Source organism: Vallitalea okinawensis (assembly GCF_002964605.1).
Classification (GTDB): domain Bacteria; phylum Bacillota; class Clostridia; order Lachnospirales; family PQDH01; genus Vallitalea_A; species Vallitalea_A okinawensis.
The window spans coordinates 850,561-875,831 of sequence record NZ_PQDH01000002.1 but is presented as its reverse complement, the minus strand read 5'-3'; the positions used below and the strand labels follow the sequence as shown (position 1 = coordinate 875,831).

The 25,271-nt window shown below is 33.0% G+C and carries 20 protein-coding genes and 1 tRNA gene; 17 read left to right on the top strand and 4 right to left on the bottom strand.

The annotated features are described in order from the left end of the window. The first annotated feature begins 61 nt into the window (after positions 1-61). From C1Y58_RS08895 to C1Y58_RS08865, 7 genes are all read left to right on the top strand, one after another. Positions 62-1,036, top strand: a complete 975-nt coding sequence (locus C1Y58_RS08895; protein ID WP_105615661.1) for a beta-propeller fold lactonase family protein — start codon at positions 62-64, stop codon at positions 1,034-1,036. 313 nt (positions 1,037-1,349) lie between these two features. Further along, the gene (locus tag C1Y58_RS08890) at positions 1,350-3,359 is read left to right on the top strand and encodes a methyl-accepting chemotaxis protein (RefSeq protein WP_170311557.1); all 2,010 of its coding nucleotides are present in this window, start codon (positions 1,350-1,352) and stop codon (positions 3,357-3,359) included. Positions 3,360-3,631: 272 nt separating this feature from the next. Further along, positions 3,632-5,392, top strand: a complete 1,761-nt coding sequence (locus tag C1Y58_RS08885) for a sensor histidine kinase (protein WP_105615659.1) — start codon at positions 3,632-3,634, stop codon at positions 5,390-5,392. Continuing rightward, positions 5,385-7,007 carry a response regulator transcription factor gene (locus tag C1Y58_RS08880; RefSeq protein WP_105615658.1) on the top strand — a complete coding sequence of 541 codons (1,623 nt, stop codon included), beginning with the start codon at positions 5,385-5,387 and terminating at the stop codon, positions 7,005-7,007. The genes C1Y58_RS08885 and C1Y58_RS08880 overlap by 8 nt, the downstream gene beginning before the upstream one ends. A 101-nt stretch (positions 7,008-7,108) precedes the next feature. Beyond that, on the top strand, positions 7,109-8,482 hold the full coding sequence (locus C1Y58_RS08875) for an ABC transporter substrate-binding protein (RefSeq protein WP_105615657.1): 1,374 nt from the start codon (positions 7,109-7,111) through the stop codon (positions 8,480-8,482). A 148-nt stretch (positions 8,483-8,630) separates the two neighbouring features. Then, the gene (locus C1Y58_RS08870; protein ID WP_242985373.1) at positions 8,631-9,437 is read left to right on the top strand and encodes a carbohydrate ABC transporter permease; all 807 of its coding nucleotides are present in this window, start codon (positions 8,631-8,633) and stop codon (positions 9,435-9,437) included. Further along, complete coding sequence (locus C1Y58_RS08865) at positions 9,434-10,258, top strand: carbohydrate ABC transporter permease (protein WP_105615655.1); 825 nt, start codon at positions 9,434-9,436, stop codon at positions 10,256-10,258. The genes C1Y58_RS08870 and C1Y58_RS08865 overlap by 4 nt, the downstream gene beginning before the upstream one ends. Before the next feature lie 4 nt (positions 10,259-10,262). Here the strand turns inward: C1Y58_RS08865 and C1Y58_RS08860 are convergent, their stop codons facing one another. Continuing rightward, positions 10,263-11,123 (bottom strand): helix-turn-helix domain-containing protein, encoded by an 861-nt coding sequence (locus C1Y58_RS08860; protein WP_105615654.1) that lies wholly within the window; start codon positions 11,121-11,123, stop codon positions 10,263-10,265. A gap of 165 nt (positions 11,124-11,288) precedes the next feature. Here C1Y58_RS08860 and C1Y58_RS08855 point away from each other — a divergent pair, with 165 nt between their 5' ends. The 10 genes from C1Y58_RS08855 (at position 11,289) to C1Y58_RS08815 (ending at position 22,557) form a co-directional block, all read left to right on the top strand. Continuing rightward, positions 11,289-13,022 carry an amylo-alpha-1,6-glucosidase gene (locus tag C1Y58_RS08855; RefSeq protein ID WP_157950027.1) on the top strand — a complete coding sequence of 578 codons (1,734 nt, stop codon included), beginning with the start codon at positions 11,289-11,291 and terminating at the stop codon, positions 13,020-13,022. 144 nt (positions 13,023-13,166) lie between these two features. Beyond that, positions 13,167-14,003 carry an EAL domain-containing protein gene (locus tag C1Y58_RS08850; protein ID WP_105615652.1) on the top strand — a complete coding sequence of 279 codons (837 nt, stop codon included), beginning with the start codon at positions 13,167-13,169 and terminating at the stop codon, positions 14,001-14,003. A 182-nt stretch (positions 14,004-14,185) separates the two neighbouring features. After that, positions 14,186-15,199 (top strand): DNA polymerase beta superfamily protein, encoded by a 1,014-nt coding sequence (locus C1Y58_RS08845; RefSeq protein WP_105615651.1) that lies wholly within the window; start codon positions 14,186-14,188, stop codon positions 15,197-15,199. Beyond that, complete coding sequence (locus C1Y58_RS08840; RefSeq protein ID WP_105615650.1) at positions 15,196-15,957, top strand: HD domain-containing protein; 762 nt, start codon at positions 15,196-15,198, stop codon at positions 15,955-15,957. The genes C1Y58_RS08845 and C1Y58_RS08840 overlap by 4 nt, the downstream gene beginning before the upstream one ends. Position 15,958: 1 nt before the next feature. Continuing rightward, the gene (locus tag C1Y58_RS08835; RefSeq protein WP_105615649.1) at positions 15,959-17,185 is read left to right on the top strand and encodes an RtcB family protein; all 1,227 of its coding nucleotides are present in this window, start codon (positions 15,959-15,961) and stop codon (positions 17,183-17,185) included. 44 nt (positions 17,186-17,229) lie between these two features. Beyond that, positions 17,230-17,326, top strand: a tRNA-Sec gene (locus C1Y58_RS26405). A 93-nt stretch (positions 17,327-17,419) separates the two neighbouring features. Further along, entirely contained in the window at positions 17,420-18,448 is a 1,029-nt protein-coding gene (gene selD, locus C1Y58_RS08830; RefSeq protein WP_408646591.1) for a selenide, water dikinase SelD, read from the top strand. A gap of 147 nt (positions 18,449-18,595) precedes the next feature. Further along, complete coding sequence (selA, locus tag C1Y58_RS08825; protein WP_105615647.1) at positions 18,596-20,014, top strand: L-seryl-tRNA(Sec) selenium transferase; 1,419 nt, start codon at positions 18,596-18,598, stop codon at positions 20,012-20,014. A gap of 4 nt (positions 20,015-20,018) precedes the next feature. After that, a complete protein-coding gene (gene selB, locus C1Y58_RS08820) occupies positions 20,019-21,908 on the top strand; it encodes a selenocysteine-specific translation elongation factor (RefSeq protein ID WP_105615646.1) in 1,890 nt (629 codons plus the stop codon). Positions 21,909-21,987: 79 nt separating this feature from the next. Beyond that, on the top strand, positions 21,988-22,557 hold the full coding sequence (locus C1Y58_RS08815; protein ID WP_105615645.1) for a DUF421 domain-containing protein: 570 nt from the start codon (positions 21,988-21,990) through the stop codon (positions 22,555-22,557). Between the two features lie 34 nt (positions 22,558-22,591). Here C1Y58_RS08815 and C1Y58_RS08810 read toward each other — a convergent pair whose 3' ends face one another. From C1Y58_RS08810 to C1Y58_RS08800, 3 genes are read right to left on the bottom strand one after another with little or no spacing between them, the layout of a single operon-like run. Beyond that, the gene (locus tag C1Y58_RS08810) at positions 22,592-23,389 is read right to left on the bottom strand and encodes an ABC transporter permease subunit (RefSeq protein WP_105615644.1); all 798 of its coding nucleotides are present in this window, start codon (positions 23,387-23,389) and stop codon (positions 22,592-22,594) included. A 30-nt stretch (positions 23,390-23,419) separates the two neighbouring features. Next, complete coding sequence (locus tag C1Y58_RS08805) at positions 23,420-24,217, bottom strand: ABC transporter permease subunit (protein WP_105615643.1); 798 nt, start codon at positions 24,215-24,217, stop codon at positions 23,420-23,422. 4 nt (positions 24,218-24,221) lie between these two features. Continuing rightward, positions 24,222-25,106, bottom strand: coding sequence for an ABC transporter ATP-binding protein (locus tag C1Y58_RS08800; protein ID WP_105615642.1), 885 nt, complete (start codon positions 25,104-25,106; stop codon positions 24,222-24,224). Positions 25,107-25,271: the final 165 nt, after the last annotated feature.

Genomic DNA, 25,271 nt, shown 5'->3' with positions numbered 1-25,271 from the left:
TGTACAAATTATTGAATATAATGTAGTAACAAGCAAATCTTAGTATGAAAGGTGTTTTATTATGTCATTTCAATCCTTTGTATATGTTACAAATCAAAACGATAACAATGTATCAGTTATACGGTTATCGGATAATATGGTCATTAATACTGTACCTGTTGGTAATGCTCCTGGTAGAATATCAATAACTCCTAATGGGCAGTTTGCATATGTTATAAATCAAAACGGTAACAATGTATCAGTTATTCAGTTATCGGATAATATGGTCATTCAATCTATATCTGTTGGAAATGGCCCTTCTGGATTAGCAATAACACCAAATGGGCAGTTTGTATATGTTACAAATAGATCAGATGACACTGTATCAGTAATCCAAGTATCCACTAATATGGTGGTAGCGACTATACCTGTTGGAACGTTCCCTATAGAAGTAGCAATAACTCCTAATGGCCAGTTTGCATATGTCACTAATGCTTTTACTCATACTGTATCAGTAATACGTTTATCAGATAATATGGTCGTTCAAACTATAGCTGTGGGAACTGTTCCATTTGGTATAGCAATAACTCCTAATGGACAGTTCGCTTATGTTGGAAATCGATTGGACGATACTGTGTCAGTAATACGTTTATCAGATAATATGGTCATTCAGACTGTACCTGTTGGTGATGCTCCGACTGAATTTGCAATAACTCCCAATGGTCAATTTGCGTACGTAACTAATTCTTTTGACAACACTGTATCAGTAATACGATTATCAGATAATATGGTCGTCCAGACCATAATTGTCGGATCTTTCCCATTTGGTATAGCAATAACTCCAAGCGGACAATTTGCATACGTTGCTAATTTTAGCTCTGATAATGTATCTGTAATCCGTTTATCAGATAATATGGTCATTCAGACTGTACCCGTAGGTGATGGTCCAATAGGTATCGCAATTACTCCACCACCAGCTCCTATAGTTAATCCCTCTTTCGTTAAAGTCACAGTATCTAATATAGAGTTAACTGCCATTGTTCGTGATATCAACTAATTAGCTTATACAGGTAGCTCATTACAAAGTTATAGTAATATGCTGCTTGTATAATTCACTTATTAACCATTCCCATATAGTATCATTCTTACACTTCATAAATTTAGTCTTCAACAAACCAATACACTCTCTTAGAAAATTTAGACTACCATTAGCTATGATCTGTTTGGTTATATCACCTACAACTTTAGAACGATATATTTGTCTTATATTATAAAAATTTGATAAAAAACCGAATATTATATCAAGTTTCATGGGAAAAGTTCGATATATTAAATAGATGGGACATTTTTATTTACTAGGGGGAATGACTATGAAACTAAAAAACAAGCTTTTGATACCAGTTATTGTAATTGTTATTTTTTCAATAACGACCATTGCTTCATTTATTTTTGTTGGTGTTAAGGACAATTTGATCAGGCATATGATTGATTCACAGTTGAACAGCGAATTAAATACCCTTGATAATACCATAGAATCTAATGAGCAAGTCATAGTAACGATACAAAAAGCTTTAGATGACCAGAACATTGCCATTGCTAAATCAGTTTCTAATTTAATTAAAGAAAATCCTGATTATTATTTATCAGCGTATAGAATGAAAGCTTTAGCAAAAGAACTTCAGGTTGACGAAATACATGTAACTGATAGTGATGGTGTTTTAGTATCTGGTAATATCGAAGAGTTTTATGGTTTTGACTTTAAAACCACAGAACAAACTAAGCCTTTTCTTGAAATTCTTGATGATAAGAATTTTGTCTTAGCTCAAGAGCCAACAGAAAGAGGAACAGATAAAACTTTATTCCAATACATAGGTGTGGCAAGACAAGATCAGAAAGGAATTGTACAGATAGGTATTCGTCCAGAGGCAGTTGAGCAACTAGTAGCTGGAATTGAGATACAACAGCTTATAGAAGAAGTGCAGGTAGGCCAATCTGGTTATGCTTATGCAGTTGATCACAATGGTATAACAATAGCTCATAAGGATCCTAATAAAATAGGTGATGACATTACAGAGTTTGAATGGAGCCAGAATCTCTTCAATGATGAAGAGGGCAAATTTGAGTACACATATAATGGTGCTAATACATATGCAACATATAGAAATATTGGAGATAAAATTATTGTAGTGGTTTATCCAGAATCAGACTTTATAGGTGTTTATTATAAAATTATATCGCAAAGCTCCATTATTCTAATTATCACAGTTGTTTTAATTTACATTATCGTTTTCATGTTAATCAATAGACAAGTTATTAAGCCCATCAACTTTCTAATAAACAATATGAATAAAGTAGGTGATGGTGATTTAAATGTACATATTGAAGTTAAAAGTAAGGATGAAATAGGTACACTTAGTAGCAACTTTAATAAGATGATTGAAAGTATGAAGAACATGACTGTGAAAATCATTGATACAGTTAATCAGATTAATAGTTCTTCAGAACTCATATCAGAGTCAACAGAAGAAGTAACTATTTCAAGTGAAGAGGTTTCTAAAACGATTCAAGAGATAGCATTAGGGACAAATAAGTTAGCAGAAGAAAGTAGTATTAGTTTAGAAATAACAGATGGTCTTGCGAAGAAGATACAAGATATTACTGACAAACTTAAGATTACAGTAGAAAATACATATCACATAAAAGATAGAAATAAAATAGGGATTCTATCCATACAAGAACTTGAAAAACGATTTAAAGAAAATACTGAATCAACTATCACCGTAGCAAAAAGTGTCGATGACTTAGCTGATAAATCTAATTCAATCTTAACAATAATAGATACAATCAATTCTATATCCGAACAAATAAATCTATTGGCATTAAATGCAGCCATAGAAGCTGCTAGAGCAGGTGAACATGGTAGAGGCTTTGCAGTTGTCGCAGAAGAAGTGAGAAAACTGGCGGAAGATTCTAGTTCAGCCACTCATAACATACAACAGATCCTTGATGAAATTACGATTATTATCAATAATACAAATGATTATATGGATAATAATAGAGCTATTATTAAAGAAGTTGATAAGTCCATATTAGAAACTAGAAAGACTTCCAATGAAATAACCAAATCCATTAATCAATCTCACCAACAAATGGAGATGATTAAGGAAGATGTTGACGAAATAATAAAAAGTAAGGATCATACTTTGGTAGCTATCCAGAATATTTCAGCAGTATCTGAGGAATCAGCTGCAGCATCTGAACAAATCAGTGCATCAGCTGAGGAACAAACTGCAACCCTTGAAGAAATCGCTGACTCTATTCAAAATTTAGATCAGGTTATAAACGAATTATCTGATTTAGTAAGTATCTATAAAATATAAAGTAGGTAGAATATTTATAGTTGAATGTTAAAAAAATTGAGTTACCAACAATAAATTATATGCTAAAATAATACTTATGAATCTTTCATGAGATGCAAAATGCGCGGATAAATCCTTTATCCGTGCATTTTACTATCTTATAGAAGGTAGTCACCAGTGCTAATCTGGAATATTATGACGTTAACTAGGGTTTATGGAAAGATGATTCACATTATATTATAATAGAACTTATAACCCATATAGAGTGGGGTGGTTTAGGGGGAGGGAGCATAATGAAGGTTAAAATGAGCATTAAGATGAAATATGTGTGTGCCACCTTAGCCGTTTTTATATCTTTTTCTATCTTTATGATCATATTGTGGTCTAGAATCACGTCTAACTATGCAGAAGAGGTTGCAATCGTCTATGCAAATGATATCTTAGTTAAATCCAATAATTCACTGGAAGATATATTAAAGGATGTCTATTCTGTTACTACCATTATCGCTTTGGACCAAGATACCATCATTAATGCCATGGACACCGAAACTGATTTGGATGGCGTAAGTTATATTAATCAAACAAAAGAAGTTAGAAATCTATTAAGTTATCTAAGTGCTTTTAAACCCTATATTCATGGGATGATGGTGTTTAATCATGAAGGTGAATACTATACAACAGGAACGATAATGCCCCTAGATGAATTGAAGAGTCAAGAATGGTACATAGATATTGCAGTTAGCGATACAAATAAAATTATTATTAATCCCCATAATTATGATATTTACCTTAACGATACAAAGAGTTATAAGAATAAAGTGATAACAATTGCCAGACCAATTACGAATTATAAAGGTAAACTGGGTTATGTTATTGCAGATATAAAATGCGATAGTCTTATTAATGAGATCAATAATAATTTAGAGTCATTGGGATCCTATTTGATTATCGATGAAAAGAATAATGAGTATGTATTGGAAACCACTGAAAATAGAATCTTAGAAGAGCAGGATATAGATAAAATTAAGAGTAATCTCGTGGAGCAACAAGGAAACTTTTCAGTAGAATTAGGAAATCAAGAATACCTCATACTTTATGAAAAATTCGACTTTGTGAATTGGACATCCATATATCTGATTCCAAAAGATATTTTACTTCAAAAGTTTAATGAAGGAAAAGAACTGGCTAGTCTCTTTTCCATAATGATTAGTGTTGTTGGAGTTTGTATTATCTATATCATCTCTTATATCCTCACAAAAAATATCTCAAAGCTCAATAAAGCCATGACACAAATAGATAAAGATAATCTGGATGTAGTTGTAACTATTCAATCCAAGGATGAAGTAGGTGAGTTAGCCAATCAATTTAATTTATTAACTGCAAGAGTACAACGATTAATTAATCAGATAAAGATTAGTGAGCGCTTAAAAACCAAGTCAGAAATTAAAGCTTTGCAATCTCAGATTAATCCACATTTCTTAATGAATACGTTGAACACCATCAAGTTTTTATCCGTTATGCAAGGAGCTAAGAATATAACACAAGTAAGTGATGGTTTATCTTCACTCATGCACATGTACTTGGACCAGCGTCATCTGATCAGCATACATGAAGAAATAGGCTACTTACAAAGTTACCTAGATATACAGAGTTATAAATATCATGATCAATTCAATTTTAAAATTCATATGGAGGATGAAATACAAAACTTCAAGATATTGAAGTTAATCATTCAACCTCTTGTAGAGAATTCATTAGTGCATGGTTTACAGTGTTTAGAATATAAGGGTGTCGTTATTACTAAGATTTATCGAGAAAATGATACGTTAAAAATCAGTGTACAGGATAACGGTAGGGGGATGACGGAACAACAGCTCATGACATTATATAGAGAAAAGGATGATTCGAAAAGTATTGGTATTTATAATGTAATGACTAGAATCAAGTTAAACTATGGAGAAGATTTTGGGATCAAATATGAAAGCCAGCCTTTTAGTCATACAATTGCAGAAATAACATTGCCTTTAATTGAGGGGGAAGAAGAAAATGACTAAGTTATTAAATGTTATGATTGTTGATGATGATTATCTTATTAGGGCACATATTAAAAGCCTTCTTAATCAAAAAGCTGAAGAGTTTATTTTAATTGGAGAAGCTAGTAATGGGTATGAGGCATTGAGGCTCTTAAAACGACTAGCTCCAGATATCATTATATCAGATATTAGAATGCCACAAATGGATGGAATAACCCTACAAAACAAATTAGCTGAAGCAGAATTTAAGGGCGAGTTAATTATGTTAAGTAACTATGATGATTTTGAATATGTAAAAGAATCTTTAAAAAAAGGTGCGTTAGATTATTTACTAAAGCATCAATTGAATGAGTTAACATTAATTAATGCACTGAGTAAGGCTAGAGAAGTTTATGCGAAAAAGCGAAGTTCTATTGTGTTAAGAAGCAGTATTGCAACAGATTTGAATATATTGAAGAGTAGATTAATGAATAAGATCCTAACAGGCAGTTACAAGCATTTGGAAGAAGCTAAGCAAGATATTGAAGCTCTTGGGCTTTATATGCAGCTAAATAGAGTGGTTATTATTGTTTTTTCTATAACAGAAGGTTCAACTATCGGTAGTGAAGGAGTTCGAGACCAATCACTAATAGAGTTTTCTATACTTAATATCGTTACAGATATTTTAGATGAGAATAAAAATGGATTTATTAGTCAGGTAGAGCCAAAAAAATATGCTGTACTCTTATCACTAAGGGAAGTATGGAGTGAAAATAGTGTTTATAAAAGTATCAATAGTCTTATGCAAAAAATAGCCTTTTGTATGAAAAAATATTTAAATATTGGAGCAAAATTTTCTTATTCGTCCATTCATCATAATTTGTTGAGTATCAATAAAGAATACGACATGTTAGTTATGCAGTTAGAGAAGCAGATTTATACTGAAGATAAGTATGTCATGAATCCTATAAAATCAACTGATCATGATGGATTATATGGAATCTCCTTGAAAGAGGAGACGCGGCTGATAGAGTTTGTTGAATCAGGTAAGGAAGAGGAATTGAGGGCATGTATGGATGAAATCTTCTCAGAATTAAAAACTTATACGCTATTAAGAGAGGATTATACAATACTAGTGAACGAGTTAGTAGGGGTTTTACTAAGAGTTTGTAAAAGAAATGAATCTTATCTCACAAAGGAAACAAGAGAGTATGTTAAAAATAAGTTGAGTAAAATCAACACTTTAGAGATAGTTGAAAAGCTACAAGAGAGATTATTAGATTTATACATCTATATTGCTAATGAGATTGCTTGTGATAGTATGTCAGCATATTCAGGACATGTAAAAAAGACAATTAAGTATATCAAGGAGAATTTTAAACAGGATATATCACTAGATACTGCTGCTAAAGACACCAATATTAGTTCGGTATATTTAAGTCGCTTGTTTAAGAATGAAGTTGGTGTGGGATTCTCAGAGTATTTGCAACATTATCGACTCAATAAAGCTAAGACCTTATTATTAAATAAGATGAACATAAAAGAAGCAGCTATGGAGAGTGGTTTTAGAAATTACACCTACTTTTTGAGCTTATTCAAGAAGAAAACAGGTTTTACACCGACGGCATATATCCAGCAAGGTAGGACTACTGATTAAAAAATTGTAGTGTTAAGTTGAAAATTTATATTTTTTGAGTATTCTATTTTTTATAAAATTTATTTAGAGTTAAGGCTCAAATAAATTTAGGAGGGTTATATATGAAGTGGAATTTTAAAAAAGCTATTAGTATGTTTCTTATTACAATAATGATGTTGACATTTGTTGCATGTGATCAGAGAGATACAGTAGCTGAAGAGGGAAATGCATCAACCACGGAAGTAAAAAGAAACTCTAGTGTTAAAGAGGATAAAAAGGATGAAAGTCCAGAAGAAATTGAAACATTTTCTGTTCTAATGTTCACTGAATGGTATAAAAAAGGGTGGGAAGCTGTAGAAGCTGAAATAGAAGATAATGCAGAGAGTTTAGGGTTTAAGTTAGAAATTGAAAAGATAGCCGGTAGCCAACAGGGTGATCAAATTATGAAGACCAGGTTTGCAGCAGGAGAGTACCCAGATTTTTTTGAATATCAAAGTGCTTATGATGTAGAGATGAAACTTGGTGGCCGTCAACAAATACAAGATATCAGTGGTGATTGGGTTGAAAATTTTGATTCAGCACTTTTAGGATCACAGTTCTACTCCTATGATGATACGATTGTAGGGATGCCAATTGACCCAGCTGTTCTTGTTGGAACTTTTTATAATAAGAAAGTTTTTGAAGAAGTAGGTGTTGAAGTACCTACTAGCTGGGAAGAGTTAATGGCTGTTTGCGAAGAAATCAAACAAGCAGGGAAAGTTCCATTTTATTACCCAGGAAAAGATACGTGGGCTCTAACCATGGTACTGAATGAAGGATTTATTAGAGAATATGCTGTTACGCCTGAAAAGGAACTCTATGAAAAGCTTAACAGTAATCAGCTTCATTTCTCTGAATTAGAACTTTTGAAAGATGCGTTAGTAAAAGATAAGAGCATTATCGATAAAGGATATGTTCAACCAGCTTTTTTATCTGGAACCTATGATGAGGAACAGAAGGCTTTAGCTAATGGCGATGTAGCTATGATTTTCCAAGGAACATGGGTCATGGATGAAATCAATAAGAAATTCCCAGATCAAGCAACTGATATCGGTGCTTTTGCCATTCCATTTGAAGATGAAGGACGTAGTAGTCAATTTGCTCCATTCGCATTTATGATGACCGCTGGTTGTGATAAAGATGCTGGAATGAATGTCATTGAATACTTAGGTTCTAAAGATACTCAACAACTATTTGCTGATAATCAACCTGGATTATGGACTTGTAAAGGAGTAACATCAGACTTACTGCCTGCCGTTGCAGATATGAAAAAATGGCAAGACGAAGGTAAGGTTAATATATGGTATGGCAATCAATTTAAGTATCCATCTCCTCCATTTGATATTTATATCCAAGATTACTTTGCTGGTGGTAGGGAAGTAGAAGAAATTTTTACAGCTGCAGATATCGAGTATGGTAAGACAGCAAAAGCAAGTGGAGATCCTAACTGGAAATAGATGACGAAAGAGATTGGTTAGTTTTATAACTAACCAATTTATTTCCCTGACTTAATTATCATATGAAAGGATTTGAATAGGAGTGGATTATTTAAGTAAAAGACGGTACCCTTTATACATGCTAATACCGGGAGTATTATTGTTAACAGTGTTTTTTATATTACCTAGTATACAAATGCTAGCATATTCATTTACTTATTGGGATATATTTACTACACGGTGGGCAGGGGTAGAAAATTTTAAGAATCTATTTGTAGATGGTGGCTTAATCTATTCAATTAAGAATACATTTACATTTGCATTTATTACAACATTTTTTAAAGTAATCAACGGCTTGGTTTTAGCAATTTTTTTAAATCAAAAACTAAGAACGCGCAATTATTTAAGAACTGTTTTTTTTATGCCTGCAATTTTGAATACAGTAGCGGTAGGTCTCATTTTTTCTGCTATATTTCATCCTATAACAGGTTTACTCAATGAATCTTTAAGGTTCATTGGATTAGATTTTCTCGTAAGAGAGTGGTTAACCGATCCAAGTATTGCCATTTATTCAGTATCCTTTGTAGAAATATGGCAATGGACAGGATTCAACATGGTCATTCTTTTAGCTGGCTTACAAACAATTGATAAGCAATACTATGAAGCGGCTGATATAGATGGTGCTAGTGAATTTATGAAATTTAAACATATTACGTTACCTCTTATTATGCCTGCATTAAATAATGCCATAGTGGTCAGTCTAATTGGTGGATTGAAAGTATTTGGTATTATACAGGCTACAACAGGTGGAGGACCTGGAAGATCTACAGAAGTTTTTGCAACATTAATCTATAGATCTTTTGCATCTGGTAGGTATGGTGAAGCTTGCGCTGCCACTCTCATTCAAAGTATTATCATTGCAATCATCTCATTAAGCGTACATTCATATCTTAGAAAGAAGGAAATAGAATTATGATGGCAAGAAAGAAAAAATACTTCATATCCGAAATTATATGTATTCTTTTGAGTTTCTCAGTTTTATTACCAGTTTACATGTTAGTCATCAATTCTTTTAAAGATGCAGCTTCTGCTGCAGAGATGAGGTTAACGTTGCCAAAGGAGTGGCTTATAGTAGCTAACTACACTGAATTAATTAAGGAAATCAACTTATTAAAAACATTTACTAATAGTGTTTTCATATCTGTTATCACAGTAACTATTGTTATCATTACCTCAGGGATGGCTGCATTTATTGTTCAGAGAAGGAAAACTGCTTTAGTACAAAATATTTATAAAATCATCAGTTTAGCATTAATCATACCCCCATCAATGGTGAATATATATTTTTTAGCTCAGAAATTGCAACTGACGAGTGGGTTTATGGGCATTATTCTCGTATTAAGTACATTAAACTTTGCCATAGCCACATTCTTATACGTAGGCTTTTATAAAAGTATACCTATGGAGTTAGATGAATCAGCAGTGATGGATGGATGCAGTCCATTGAAGTTATTTTTTAAGATTATTTTTCCTTTATTGAAGCCCATTACAATTACTGTACTTATTATAACGTTTATGGCGGTTTGGAATGATTTTAATGCATCTATATTTTTCTTAAATAATCCTAAAAAATATACGATGGTTATGACTGCTTATTTCTTCTTTGGTCAAAAGGCATCCGATTGGCATTTAGTCTTTGCAGATGTACTACTAACTTCTTTACCGGTTGTATTATTATACTTTTTCTTGCAAAAGCAAGTTTTATCAGGTATGACGTCAGGAGCGGTAAAGGGATAATTACTTATCGATTATCCCGACTTTTGTTTCTGTATTCAAGAGGTGTAGAGCCAACCTTAGTTTTGAACATCTTATCAAAATAGTTAATATTACAGAATCCAGTCAATTCAGCTACAACAGCAATTGATTTTTGAGTATCTCTAAGTAGTTTAATGGCTGCATTGATTCTAATCCGATTAATGTATGCCATAGGTGTTTCCTCTGTTACTTTCTTGAAATACCTTGTGAAATGAGATGGACTCATAGTAACTAATTGACATAGATCCTTTGTATATATTTTCTCATTAAAATGACAATCGATATAATCTAACACAGGTTTTAAGGCCATAAAGTCATGGGCAAGCTTAGTAAATTGCTCATGACCTATTATGTCGTTTTTATAGTACCTTATTAATGAAGAAACAATTCTATAAACATAGGCTTTAATAGACATTTCAAACATGATATCTTGATGAGTAAATTCTGTGAAAGCACCTTCTATACATTCATTCAATACTTGCCATAGAACATGTGAAGATTGAATATGATTCTCCATCTTTTTAGTCGTAGCAAATATAGAATAAATATGGCTTGTATCATATCTTTCAATGACATTTGATAAATAAGACCTATCGAATACCATTCCCATAATTGAAGCCTTAGAGTCTGAAACTGAATAGACAGAATGCATACGTCGGCTGCTGATATAGATAATATCTCCTTCTGTAGCTAAAAAATGATTTTGATCAATATTAATAGCTACTTTACCATTCAGTACTTTGATAAATTCTATGTGTTCATGCCAATGAGGATGAACAAGGCAATCTTTATCCTTTTGAATGGTCATTCTAAAAAATTGCTCATCTTTTTCTTGAATCTTCTCCATAATATACCTCTTATTGTAGTATTAATTGCCCATATTATATCAAAGTCATATACAAAAAGCAAAATAATATAAATTTTAAGCATGATCATTTATATGAAAAGGCTTTTTGATATTTTATAATGACTGTATTCAATGAATCAGAACTATCGAAAGAGAGGTATACTTATGAACTTACCTAATATTTGGGGTCCAGGAAGTCTGTTTGCTTTTTCAGGATTAGAAGGAGAAAATACTTATAAAAATAGTTTAGTAGGAACGCTGTCTGCTGATGGAATAGGGGTTACTTTTCATACAAAGACGAGAAGACAGCTGAGATTTGGATTAAAGAACATTAGAGATATCCATTACGAATTAGTTGCTTCAGATATGATTAAAGCACAGTTACAGGAGAAGATTACGAAAGTAGAAAAAGAGCTTGTGTTAGCATTCTATTCTCAAGATACAGTAGTCGGTATCACTACACCAGCAGCAGCTCCTTACATATTTGCAGATGGCGATGTACAATTAGAGTACCAAGACGATATGACCGTTATCTCTATTGATGAAGAGTATACTGTTTTAGTGAAAGATCAGTCAAATGATTGCATCAAGTATGCTTTTTCATATAGCAATCAATCAAAAGAAGATGCCATAGAGAAGGCGAAATCCGCATTGCTTGTTGAAGTAGATGGGGTCGTTGCTGACAAGTTAAGCTTCTTCTATCAACTTCCAAATTTTGAGGTGTTAGATGAATCTATAGAGCGTGCTGTGTATAAGTGCTATTCAGTAATGAAAACTCAAGTCTACACACCAGAAGGAATATTCAAAACTCGTCATACTACTCCGGATCGTTTACCACACAAAAAAGTGTGGCTTTGGGATTCTGTATTTCATAGTATAGGAAACAAGTTTATCTCTAAGGAACTTGCCTATGATAGCATTAAAGCTGTTTTAGATATGCAGAAAGAAGATGGCTTTATACCTCATATGGCAACACCTTATGATCATTCAGATATTACACAACCTCCAATAATTGCTTATGGTATTTTTGAACTCTACCAATTTACAGATAAAAAAAATATTCTGGAAGAGACATACGATCAACTTAAGAAATATCTACACTGGAATATGGAGAAGCGAGATAGTAATAAGAATAACCTTTTTGAATGGCTCATAGAAAATGATGATAAGTGTAGATGTGGTGAGTCTGGCATGGATAACTCACCAAGATTCGATGATGTCACATTAATGGAGTGCATTGATTTTTCATGCTTTATGGCTAAAGAAGCTAACACTATGGCTAAAATTGCTGGTGTATTAGGTTTAGAAGATGATCAGCAATACTGGACAGAACTATTCAATAGTATTAAAGAAGCTGTTAACAAACACCTTTGGGATGAAGAAGATCATTTTTACTATGATAAAATTATAGCTGATGGGCAGTTTAAGAAGGTAAAGGCTGTATCTTCTTTTTTACCGTTGTTTGCAGGTGTTTGTGAACCCCCACATGCCGAATGGTTAGTGAAGCATCTAGAGGATGTTAATGAATTTAATACAACATTCCCTATTCCTAGTATATCTTTAGATGACCCTACCTTTGGTACAGATATGTGGAGAGGTCCAGTGTGGATCAATTATAACTATATGATTATCAAAGGGTTAAAAGATTATGGTTATAACAAGCTAGCCGATGAAATTTTGAAAAAAACAATAGAGATAATGACCCAATGGTACTTACATGATGGGGTTATTTATGAATTTTATGATTCAACAAATACAGTATCACCTTGTCAACTATATAGAAAAGGACCTGCAATAGAACCCTACGACTTTAGAATTAGGTATCAGAGTATTAGGGATTATGGTTGGTCATGCACACTATTCCCAGTTATGGTTATGGAATACGCATTAATGAGATAGATATGATAAACCATGCTGATAATTAATGATTAGCATGGTTTTGACTTTAGATAATGTATTAATTAACAAATAGTTTAAAATTTAATAACAAAAATTTCATATTGATTTGGTACTTTTATCTTAGTAGACGAAAGGATGAAGATAATGTATAACCGTATAGATTATCAAATAGACCAATTAATCATATATGAATTTGAAAATATATTAAAAAAAGAGTTAGTTAATACCTACTTTCAATCCATTGTCAATCTACAAACGGGTGGTGTCATTGGTTATGAAGCGACTAGCAGAGGACCAGAAGGGTCTAAACTCTTTAGTCCATTAACGTTATTAAGCCTAGCAGATCAATTAAATAAAGGATGGGAACTAGAACTCTTATTTCGAACAAAGGCATTAGAGAAGGCTCAAAATCTCCATAAAGACAAATTACTCTTTATAAATGTGGATCCTAAAATTATGAACGATCCTAACTTTAAAAAGGGTTTTACGAAAGAATACATAAAGCAAATGGACTTAAAACCCTCATCCATTGTTTTTGAAATAACTGAAAGGACTGCTATAGAGGATTATAAAAGTTTTACCAATATACTGAATCATTATAAAAATCAAGGTTATAATATAGCCATAGATGATATGGGTGCGGGTTATTCTGGATTAAAGACTCTCAATGAAACACGGCCTAGATTTATAAAAATGGATATGGATCTCATAAGGGATATTGATAAAGATGACTTTAAATACGCATTAATAAAAGCGTTTGTTGATTTATCAAAAGCTACTCAATTTCAAGTTATTGCAGAAGGTATTGAAACAAAAGAAGAGTTAATGACATTAATTGAGTTAGGTGTTCATGGTGGTCAAGGTTACTACTTGCAAAGACCAATGTTGTCAATGAAAGATATTCACCATAGCGTGAGAGAAGAGATTCAAAGTTATAATTATACCCAATCCCTTAAGGAAATGGGACAATATTTATCATAATAGTAGGAAAGATCTAGACAGGGGAAGAAACCCTGTTTTTTTGATATAAAAACTTAAATAGTATTGGCCTATCATGGGAAAATAGATAGTGAATAAATAGTGAGGATTAATTTGAATTAAATATGGACATAAAGTATAGTTTGTGCTATATTGGTTAACTAAATACGTAAGGGGCTGATAGTATGCATATACACGATATAAGAGATAAATTGAATAGTAGTGAGTACAAATTTTTAAGAGAACATAGAGATTTAGGCAGTAATATAATTTTATTAACATTAGGTGGAAGCTATGCATACGGCACCAATGTGGAGACAAGTGATCTAGATATTAGAGGTGTTGCACTAAATAAACCAGAAGAATTGCTAGGGTTATCTCATTTTGAGCAATTTACTGATGAAGCAACCGATACCACCATATATTCATTAAAGAAGATTGTCACACTATTATTAAACTGTAATCCTAATACCATAGAAATTCTAGGGACTAAACCTGAGCATATATTTACGATATCTGAGGAAGGTAAGCTTTTACGGGATAACATAGATTTATTCTTATCTCAAAAGTGTATACACTCTTTTGGAGGGTATGCTACTGCACAGTTAAGAAGATTACAAAATGCTTTGGCTAGAGATAGCTATCCTCAAGCAGAAAAAGAGAAACACATACTGGGTAGTATCAAAAATCAAATGTATCATTTGAAAAGTAATTATAAGACCTTTACTGATGAGAATATTAGGTTATATATGGACACCAGTAATCGACCCGATTTTGAAGAAGAAATTTTTATGGATATACAGCTTACCCATTATCCATTACGTGATTTTAAAGATATCTATAGTGAAATGCATAATGTAGTCAAGGACTATAATAAATTGAATCATAGAAATAATAAAAAGACAGAAAAAAAGTTATTTAAGCATGCCATGCATCTCATCAGACTCTATTTAATGTTAATTGATATTCTTGAGGGCAAGGGAATTAATACGTATCGAGAAAAAGATAGAGGTTTATTAATGGGTATTAGAAATGGCAGTTATACCTATTCTCAGATATTTGAAATGGTTGATGATTTTGAAAAGCAAATAGAGTATGCTAGAGTTCATACCACTTTACCAGAAGATTATGATTTCAAGAAGGTTGAAGAATTAGTTATGGCAATCAATGAACTAAGTCTGAAGAAGGTGAGGAAATGACTAAAGATACATTACGTCATGAGTTGAATAAGATTTTGATATCCAATCGGCCTAGTCATGGAATTAGAAGAATAATGGATGATGGTACGTACACAATGTATGGTCTAGACGAAATAGCAAAGTGTAAAGGCTTTCAACAAAATAATCCTCATCATGACAAAGATGTTTTTGAGCATATTATGACTGTTCTTGATCTAGTGGAGCCCAAATTAGAATTAAGATTAGCTGCTTTATTTCATGATATGGGTAAACCAGAAACCTATACAAAAGATGAAAAAGGTGTAGGTCATTTTTATACGCATCATAAAGTATCTGCAAAGATTTGCAGAGAGGTCATGACCCAACTTAATTATTCAAAACAAGAAATTGACTATGTTAGTGAATTAGTCTATTGGCATATGATTAAACATAACACTATAAAAACCAAAACAATTAGAAAGTTTATCAAGAATATTGGTGATGACAAACTGGAGGACTTATTCAAGCTTCAAAGAGCAGATATTTCAGGAGGAAAGCCACCACATAATTATGAACAAGTAGATGTTCTGCAGAATAAGTGTAATGAAGTCATCCATTCAACTCCGCCCTTATCCATCAAAGATTTAGAGGTTGATGGACATGATATGATGATCTTAGGTTATAAAGGTAGTGATATAGGGAAGTGTTTGAACTATTTATTAGATATAGTTATAAAAGATGACGATAAGAATGAAAAAGAAGCATTAATTGATTTAGCTAAGAAATTTAAGGAGAATTAAAATGATTGAGTTAAGTGGAAAATATACAACGGCAAAAGTATTTACAGATAACATTGAGGAGGAGGCTAGTAACCAAATCATTGAATTATGTAATCAAGAGTTTACAAGCAATGCACAAGTTAGAATTATGCCAGATTGTCATAGTGGTAAAGGATGCGTCATTGGATTTACAATGAATATTCAGGATAAGATTGTTCCCAATTTAGTTGGTGTTGATATTGGTTGTGGTATGCTTACCATTTCATTAGGTCAAATGGATCTAGATCTTGAGAGTGTTGATAATTATATTAGAAAAGAGATTCCTAGTGGTTTTAATATTAACCTCAATCCAAAGACAGACTATAAATCGATGATCGAGAGCTTATATTGTTTTAGAGAAATTCCTAAATCATCAAGAGAATTTAATAGAGCTATTGGTAGTCTTGGTGGAGGGAATCACTTTATCGAAATCAATCAAGACAAGGAGAACAATAGGTACTTAGTGTTACATAGTGGTAGTAGAAATTTAGGGTTGCAAGTTGCCTCATACTATCAGAATAAGGCCTATGCTTATCATAGCGGACTAAATGATGAATTTGAAAAAGAAAAGCAAGAACTCATTCAAACTTATAAGGAGGAAGGAAGAAGAAAAGAGATTCAGAAAGCATTAAAAGAGTTAATGAAGCAACATAAAAAAGAAAGTAAAATACCAAGAGATTTATGTTACCTGGAAGGACAATTGATGGAGGATTATTTACATGATATGCATATCGTGCAGCAATATGCTGAGCTCAATAGAGAGGTTATGGGAAGAAGAATAGTTGAGGAATGTATAGGGTTAGAGTACGATAGGTTAGATAAGTTCCAAACCATTCATAACTATATCGATATGAAGGATTATACTCTCAGAAAAGGTGCTATATCGGCTAAAAAAGGTGAAAAGGTATTAATTCCAATGAATATGAGAGATGGATCTTTGATAGGTGTTGGAAAGGGGAGTAAGGAGTGGAATTGTTCGGCACCACATGGTGCAGGTAGATTAATGAGTCGCTCAAAAGCTAAAGAGGTTTTAAGTCTGGAGGAGTTTCAAGATACCATGAAAGATATCTATACGACATCAGTGAAACTAACGACTCTTGATGAAGCACCAATGGCCTATAAACCGATGAAAGAGATCATTGATAATATTGACGATACAGTAGAAATTGTTGATATAATCAAACCTATTTATAACTTTAAGGCTAATTAATTGTATACAAATAATAGTAAATGGGTTATAATAGTTGTCTGTAAGGGATTGGATGAATTCTGGTGGATTCAGGAGACTTCAAATCTTTTTTCGGGTGCTAAGACCATCCGAGGTAGGTTCGATTCCTACCCTTTCCCGCCAATATAACAATGATAATATCCAATGAGTTCATTGGATGAAAAATACAGGAGGTGGACTATTGTGGCAGATGGAGATAGAATTCGTTTAACTCAGATGTCTTCTAAAGCTGGCTGAGCTAGTAAATTAAGTCCACAGGACTTGACGCAAGTCTTGCGTCATTTGAAAACTAAAGAAAACAAATTAGATCCCAATTTAATTGTAGGATTAGACACATCAGATGATGCTGGTGTTTACAAAATAAAAGATGATTATGCGCTTATACAGACCTTGGATTTTTTCACACCTGTTGTTGATGATCCCTATATATTTGGACAGATTGCTGCAACGAATGCCTTAAGTGATGTCTATGCTATGGGAGGAACACCCCTTACTGCTATGAACATAGCTTGTTTTGCCACATGCCTTGAACCAGAAGTTTTGGCTGAAATTCTAAGAGGTGGTGCTGACAAAATCAGTGAATCAGGAGCAGTTCTTGTTGGTGGACATACCGTTACAGATAATGAAGTGAAATATGGGTTATCCGTTACAGGATATATTCATCCTAATCAGGTTTTAACCAATTCAGGTGCTAAAGAGTCTGATGTTCTTGTTTTAACAAAGCCTATTGGTACTGGCATACTAACCACAGCATTAAAAAAAGGTTTAATCTCTGAAGATGAGCTTGAAGAAGCTGTTATAAGTATGCGTACTTTAAATAAAGGTGCAGCCATTGCTATGGAAAAGGTTGGTGTCCATGCTTGTACAGATATCACTGGATTCGGCTTAATAGGTCACGTTTATGAATTAGCTAGTGGTAGTGGTATAAAAGTAAAAATTGATTCATCACAAGTACCTCTTTTCAAGAAAACCATAGAGTTGATTGAAGAAAAAGCTGTCCCAGGTGGTGCAAGATCTAACACCAAACACTTTGGTAAATGGGTTTCTGTTAAAGAGCATGTGTCTGATAATCTTAGAACAGCTCTCTACGATCCCCAGACATCTGGAGGACTGTTAATAGCTGTTTCAAAAGATAAAGTAGATCATTTAGTTAATGAGCTAGAAACACAAGCATGTCTTTGTGCAAGTGTTATCGGTGAAGTTATAAAAAAGGATGAAAAGAATGTATATATAGAAATAAGTTAGAGAGGGAGAAATACCCTCTTTTTTTTGGTATAGGAAAGTACTGCGTTTTGCTCGCAAGAAACCATACTTTCCTATCTCCAGTTTAAATGTGGCATTAGCCACTTTTGTACTTTTAGCTAAAAAAAGATTAGTTTTAAGGAGAAGCCTATGAAAGAGCAATTAAGGAATATCCCCTCAGTCAATGAGCTTTTAGAATCATCGCAGATAAGCAGATTATTAAAAGATCATGATAGGGTTACATTAAAAGCCATTATTATCGAAAAAATTAACCTTTTGAGAGAAGAGATTGTCTTCTCTAACCCTGCTAAGACACATGTATTGACCAAGGAGGAAATCAAGAGTCAGCTCATCAATCAGCTTGATGAAGAGCTTGCATTAAAAGAGAGAAAGAGAATACAGAAGGTTATCAATGCAACAGGTATTGTTCTTCATACGAATTTGGGAAGAGCACCACTACCTAAAAAAGCTATTGAGAAGATAAGAGACACTGTCAGTGGCTATTGTAACCTAGAATATGATTTGATCCAAGGGGAACGAGGCTCTAGGTATGAAAGTGTTGAGGAACTTATTACTGAATTAACCGGTGCAGAAAGCGCTCTGATTGTCAATAATAATGCAGCAGCAGTCTTTCTATGTCTTCATACATTGGCTAGTGAAAAGGAAGTGATTGTTTCTAGATCTGAACAGGTGGAGATTGGTGGAAGCTTCCGCATTCCAGATATCATTAACAGAAGCGGTGCTAAGATGATCGAGGTTGGAACAACTAACAAAACATACATTAAAGATTATGAAGATGCCGTGACTGAAAATACAAGTGTATTCCTTAAGGTTCATAAGAGTAACTATAAGATAGAGGGGTTTACAAGAGAGGTTCAGGGGAAAGAATTGGTGGACCTAGCAAAGATGAATGATGTGATTGTCATGGAAGATGTAGGTAGCGGCGTGCTTATTGACTTATCAGAATACAACTTACCCTATGAACCGACAGTATGTCATTTGGTTAGTGAAGGGATAGATATAGTAACTTTTAGTGGGGATAAGTTATTAGGTGGTCCTCAAGCTGGCATAATTGTTGGTAGAAGAGAATTAATTGGTAGAATCAAAGGCAATCCACTTACACGTATGGTTCGTATCGATAAGCTATCTCTTATTGCTTTACAAGAAGTATTAAGCCTATATCGTGACAAGGAAAATGTTATTAAACTTATACCAATATTGTCTATGCTAACAAAGACTCAGGATGAGCTTTTGATTGCTGCTAATCAACTTAAGGCTTTGATTAATCATAAGTTAGAAGATTTAGAAGTCAACACGATTGAAGAGGAAGATTCAACTGGGGGTGGTGCATTACCTGGAACGGTTATCCAAGGTATAGCATTAGCTATAGAATGTGCTCATGTGAATGCCAATAGAATCCAAAAGAGATTAAGAGAGTATACCCTACCAATTATAGTTAGAGTCAAAGAAGATAAGGTAATTTTAAGTATGAGAACCATTAGCCAAGGGGATTACCATCATATTGTTCAAGGACTAGGTTTTGCATTCAGTAAGGAAGAGAGGAACTAATGATATGGAACATCTTGTGATTGGAACTGCTGGACATGTTGATCATGGGAAAACAGAATTAGTGAGAGCTCTTACAGGGGTTGATACAGATCGTTTAAAAGAGGAACAGGAGCGAGGTATGACCATAGAACTTGGTTTTGCTCCATTAATGTTAGAAGATAAAAGGGCATCCATCGTTGATGTACCTGGACATGAAAAATTAATTAAGACAATGGTATCTGGTGCAAGTGGTATTGATCTTGCTTTGTTAATTATTGATGCTAATGAGGGCGTTATGCCTCAGACCATTGAACACTTGCATATACTATCTTTATTGAATGTTAGCTCCATAATAGTTGTTATAACAAAGATTGATATGGTAAGCAACAGTGCATATATTTCAATAAAGGGTGAAATAAATGACTTTTTAAAAGATACTATCTATAAAGGTGCTGCCATACATGGTGTATCTTCTATATTAAATATCGGTATAGAAGAGCTTAAAGATATAATAATTAAAGAAGTAAAGACACTAAAAAGAACTGGAAATCAAGAGCTATTTAGAATGCCAATTGATCGAGTTTTCACAATTAAAGGACATGGTACTATTGCTACGGGAACTATATTAGGAGGCAAGATTCAACAAGATGACTCTATAGAAATAGTTGATGGTGAGAGTAGTATTACAACACGAGTAAAAAGTCTGCAAGTTCATGGGCAAAAAGGAGAGATTGCTTTTAGTGGACAACGATGTGCTATTAATCTCAATAGAGTTGGAAGATCACAGGTTAAAAGAGGTGATGTGATCCTTAAGCCTGAAACAGTTGAGCCAACAGGTTGGATAGAGACTGTTATTTACAATGTAGCTGAGAACATTTCGATTAAACATAATCAACGGGTAAAGGTTAATATTGGTACAGTTGAAGTCATAGGGCAATTACGAATCATTGGAGAGAATCAAATCAATAGTAAGCAAAAAGGATATGCTTGCATTAAATTAGAAAAATCAGTTATTGCAATAAGAGAAGATAGGTTTATCATTAGATCACTAACACCAGTCACAACGATTGGTGGAGGAATAGTATTGAATCATAAATCTTCCTATCTATCTCGATTTAAGCAAGAGAGTATTAAACATTTTCAACTATTAGAAAGAGCAAATATAAAAGAAATAATTGATTACTTACTAAGATATAACCAGTACCTGTATGATATCGATAGGATCTATTCAAAGCTATACTGCAATAAACAAGATATTTGGAAGTCGCTGAAGGACTTAGCAAGGGAAGGTAAAGTTGTAAGGCTAGGCAAATACTATGTAAGTCAAGATGCCTATGTTAACTATATTGAAAGAGTTACCTATGCTTTTGACGAACATTATAAAAGAAATAAATACAGTCTATTTATGAGTAAAGAAGAATTAAAAACCAAATATTTTTCAGAGCTGAGTTTAAAAGAATTTCAGGAGCTTATCCAACATTTTATTCAACAAAAGGTTATTTACCAAAATGAACACCAGCTAGCAATGGGTTTAAAAGAACGCATTAACCTTGTCTCAAAGGAAACAAAAGTTGTGGCAATTGAACAGCTTATTCTTCATGGTGGATTGAACGGTTTTGACCTATCTAACTTTGAAACTAATCAATATTCTTTAGCTAGTTTAAGTGAAATATTTAAGTACCTTGAGGATATGGGGCGGGTTAAACAGATAAACAGAGATTTATTGATTCATGTTGTTAACTATAAAGAATTTCTAAATATTATTGAATGCTTATTTAAAGAGAAGAAGCAAATAACAGTTATTCAGGTAAGAGATGCTCTGAAAATTGGGAGAAAGCGAACAATTAATTTACTAGAGTATCTAGATGAACAAGGTATTACAAAACGTATAGATAATTATCGGATAAGAGGTTAAGTAACGAATGGAAGTAATCGGGTATAAAAATAACCAAATTCTTCATACTAAAACTATTGAACAATGATGGAGAGTGAGTATGATGCCTTTTGTTTTAAAGCCGATTATTTTATTTGTTTCAGCTGTTATACTTTTAAGGATAACTGGAAGACGTTCTATATCTCAGATGACAATTGCTCAAACAGTGGTAATTATTTCAATGGGCGCAATGATTGTTGAACCTTTTGCTGATAAGAGCGTTTTTAAAACTGTTGTTGCAGCTGTTATTTATATTGTCCTCCTAATCATATTTGAGTATTTTGAGTACCATTCAAATAAGTTTGAAAAGTTGTTTGTCGGAAAAAGTGTACTGATTATAGAGGATGGTAAAATAATTCCAGAAAACTTAAAAAAGCTTAAACTTACACCAACTGAATTGGATTCTAGGATGCGGCAAGAGGGTATTAAAAGAATGTCCGATATAAAAAGAGCAACTCTTGAGTATAATGGGGAATTAGGTTATGAGTTAAGAAAAGGTGCCAGTCCTGTAACTGTTGATGATATGGAGTTTATTATTAATCGTATTTTAAATAACAGGGGTTCAAATAAACATATTAATTTGGTCGAGGAATTAAATAAAAAGGTGGATAAAAAAGATAGTGTAATGTAAATGATTAAAGGGGCGTATAGCCCCTTTTGTAATCCTAAACATGTAAATCTTTATTTCGATATTGGTGATAAGTGATTGGAATGCTTATTGCGATAATCACAATAGCAATAAATAGATAAATCATTTCGATACCTTCTCCTAACATGATAGCTTCTGCATCAAAGTAATAAAAGGGTGTAAGATAACCTAAAAAGCTAATATCTTCGTAGATGGAAATAGCAATAGAGAGAAAATAAGCTGTCAAAAGTACAGCAGTTGAAATAGAGGTTGCTTTTTTTGAAGTTCTTGTTAATGCAGATATGAACAAGCCTAGACTCAAAAATATAAGCTGAATTATCAGTAGTGAAGCATTCATTTGAATGATCAGATTTGTAATGGAATCTCCAGTATTATAGTACTGAACAAACAAGATGGATGATAAACAAGTTACGAAATTAAGTATGATAACATTAATCAAAGCAGCAATGATTTTTGAAGTAATTACTTGAGTTCTAGTCACTGGTTTGACCATTAAAAAATCAGCTGTTTTATCCCTCACTTCTTTGGAGATAATAGTTGATCCAAGTAAACTAGCGTGAATACCAGCAATGAGCATGAAATAAATAAAAAACATGCTGTAGTAGCCACCGACTTCGGTAAGATTAATACTACCCAACCCAAAAGCTTTTTGCAAAGCTTCAGGTAAAGAAGCCATGAGTTCATTTACTTCTTCCCCCATATTAGCAAAACCTGAATATTTAACCATACCAACAGCCACAAAGAGAGTCATAGCTACACACCAAATAATAAGAGCTTTTCTATTAGCTCGTAATTCTCTTAAGATGATATTCATAATATACCTCCTCTTATCAACCAAGATTGTTTATAGGGAATGGATGTCCTTTTTCTTATAGACTAAGTAAGCTAACAGAATGAAACATATTGATAATAGTAGTGAAACAAATAAATGTGTTGAGGAATAGCTTGTTTCTTCAATAATTTGAGTTGCATCAAAGTATCCAAAGGGAGTTAGGTATGACAGTTTGACATCTTCAAGAGTTTGATTGAGTAATTGAAGGACATATAAACCGAAAACTACCCCCATGGTTAAGGGGAGAACACTTCTAATTTTATTCATACAACTGCCTAAAAAAACACCTAGGGTGAGAAAGAAAAGCTGTATGAGAAAAAGACTTAGTGATATAAGAGTAAAAACTTGAAAGTTATAATTATCATTTTTGAAAATCTCAATAGCTAAGTAAGCAAGAGGGAAAAAAATCAGATTCATAATAATTATCTGGGTTAATACGGCAAGTATTTTAGATATCAATATTCCAGATCGATTAATAGGTTTTACTAATAAAAAGTCGCTTGTTTTTTCTCTGGTTTCTTTGGAGAGAATATCGATTCCAAGCTTCATTGCAAAGATAGAACCTATTAACGAGATATAAGCGAAGGTAAACCCATAGTAACCTAATATGTTAGTCAAGAAAAGATTATTTAAGCCCATAGCTTTTCTAAAGGGTTCTGGAAACTGCTCCATCATCCTTTCAAATTGCTCTGCCTCTGCTGAGAAGGTTGTGAACAGGGACATATATATAAAGAGCATAGCAATCATACAAACAAGCCAAATGATATTTTGTTTCATATAATGTTTGAACTCAAATATATAGATGTTCATAAGATTAGTCCTCCTTCTCGTAGTAATACATGAAGATTTCTTCAAGGGTAGGTTCTTCAACAAGCAAATTCTTTAGATTTAATGCATTAAGTTGACTGATAACAGTATTGATATCGCCTTTATAGATAAAACTTGCTATATTCTGATCAACATGTAGATCATTAACACCAGCTAACTGAAAAAGGTTTTGTGATAAAGCTGTTGTCGTCTCTATTCTAAACTTTTTATAATTATCCTGTCTGAGAGATTCTATGGTTTCAGTTTTTATGATTTTACCTTCTTTGATGATAGAAACACGATGGCACATTTTTTGTACCTCATCAAGAATGTGTGAAGAGAAAAAGATAGTAGCTCCCTTTTTATTTTCTTCTCTGATTAAATTAAAAAAGTTTTGCTGCATTAATGGATCAAGTCCACTTGTTGGTTCATCTAAGATAATAAGATCAGGTTCATGAAGCAAACCTTGTACAATTCCGACTTTTTTCTTATTACCGAAAGAAAGTTCATCAATTTTTTTCTTCAAATCAAGATTCATTATTTCTGCAAGCTCATGTATACGTGTGGTAGCATCTTTTCCATAAAAACTAGCAGAATACTTTAATAGGTCCATTACGCGCATATTATCATAGTAAAAAACTTCTGAGGGTAGGTAACCTATTCTTTTACGAATCTCTGAGCCTTCTTTGATACAATCCTTACCAAATATTTTTGCACTGCCACTAGTTGGATAGATGAGAGATAAGAGGGTTCGAATAGTTGTTGATTTTCCTGCTCCATTTGGACCTATAAAGCCAAAGATTTCACCTTCTAGTACTTGAAGTGAAACATCTATGATACCTCTTGCCTTACCGTAATACTTGGTCAATTTATTTGTTTCAATAACATGCATTTTATGGACCTCCTTCAATCAAGGGCTATTATTCATTAGTATAGGTGTATAGAGGGAAACTATGTATTAAAATATAGTAGGGTTAAGCATGCTAAAGTATAAATTAACTTGTTATTTGTTAGCGTATGCATTATGATAGAGTATATGAGAAAATTTGTTCGTATG